This is a genomic window from Rheinheimera sp. UJ51 (assembly GCF_020819615.1).
Classification (GTDB): domain Bacteria; phylum Pseudomonadota; class Gammaproteobacteria; order Enterobacterales; family Alteromonadaceae; genus Alishewanella; species Alishewanella maricola.
This window is the reverse complement of record NZ_JAJHOG010000033.1, coordinates 1-1,264: the sequence shown is the minus strand read 5'-3', so window position 1 is coordinate 1,264 and position 1,264 is coordinate 1. Positions and strand designations below refer to the sequence as shown.

General features: G+C 49.4%; 1 protein-coding gene. It reads right to left on the bottom strand.

The features are described from left to right. Positions 1-4: 4 nt before the first annotated feature. Entirely contained in the window at positions 5-1,159 is a 1,155-nt protein-coding gene (locus tag LMJ53_RS16975; protein ID WP_226752477.1) for an IS110 family transposase, read from the bottom strand. Between the last annotated feature and the right edge of the window lie 105 nt (positions 1,160-1,264).

Here is a 1,264-nt window from a genome sequence, read left to right as displayed (position 1 = left end):
TTTTTCATGCTGGCACCCTTGCTAACCGCTTAGCGGGGTTCACGGGTGTTAGCACGACTTCTCTGGAGATGGCCCAGATATAGGCAATCATCTCTCTGGCAATGGCGGTAACGACTAAGTTGTAGTGTTTGCCACGCTTCATTAAACGTTGATACCGTCGGCATAATCTAAGCTGTGCTTGCCAAGCGATATCGACGATTTCCTTGCTGAGACTTTCCTGTCGTTTTTGCAGCTCCGTTGATACGTTGGCGGCATAGCGATAAGTATGCGCACCTTCGACCAATAAGCGCCTGGCACGGGTATTGCCCGTTCGGGTAATGCCACCTTGCTTGCGTTTACCGCCACTGGAATGCTCAGAGGGGACCAAGCCGAGATAGCTCATGAGTTTTCTCGGGTGGTCGAAGCGGGATAAATCACCCAGCTCGGCAATCACGCCGACAGCCACTAATAAGCGCACCCCCCGCATGGCTTGAATGGCTTTCACAACAGGGTAGTAACGCCAGTTTTTCACATGGTAACTGAGTTCGTTATCCAGTCGCTCAAGGCGTCGGATACGCTCGGTAATGGTTTGTATCGCTTCCTGCAAAACAATCTGTTGCGAAGGATGCGGCAATATCAATTCGGTGAGCCAGCGTAGGTGTTTGGCTGACCAATTATCTTGTATGTCACAGCGGATATTGTTGCGCAGCAGCATGGCTTTAAGCTGATACTTTGCGTCTTTTAAATCCTTCATGGCGGTTTCACGCGCGCGTGATAAATCGCGCATCGCTTCGTCCTCAGGCTCTGGGACATAGATAGGGGCCATATCGCCAGAGCGCAGCAGTAATGCTAATTTCACGGCATCACGTTTGTCAGTTTTAACGCGCTCACCGGCTTTTTTAGGAATTAAAGAGGGGGCCACGACATAGCAACAGTGGCCTAAACTTGTTAAAAAGCGATAAATCCAATAGCCACACGGGCCTGCTTCATAAACAAAATGCAGCGTACTGCCGGGGTGCTTAGATTCGAACTGGCGCACTAGCTTTTGCAGTGCTTGTTTGGTGCCGTTAATGCGCCCGAGACTAACAGGCTTGGCTTCGCGATTGTCTTCGATATAGGCCACTTCAAAGAACTCTTTGTGAGTATCTAAGCCGATAAAAGTTATGCTATTGTTAACCATGCTGACCTCCGATATTGTATATTCAACAAATACAGTATGGCTCTGGTTGCGAAACTAACCCACGAATTCGGAGGTCAGCACCTCGTGGGGAGTCATTATGTCTAT

Excerpts from the sequence above, each read along its gene's own strand:
- LMJ53_RS16975 (WP_226752477.1), bottom strand. The coding sequence starts at position 1,159 with ATGGTTAACAATAGCATAACTTTTATCGGCTTAGATACTCACAAAGAG.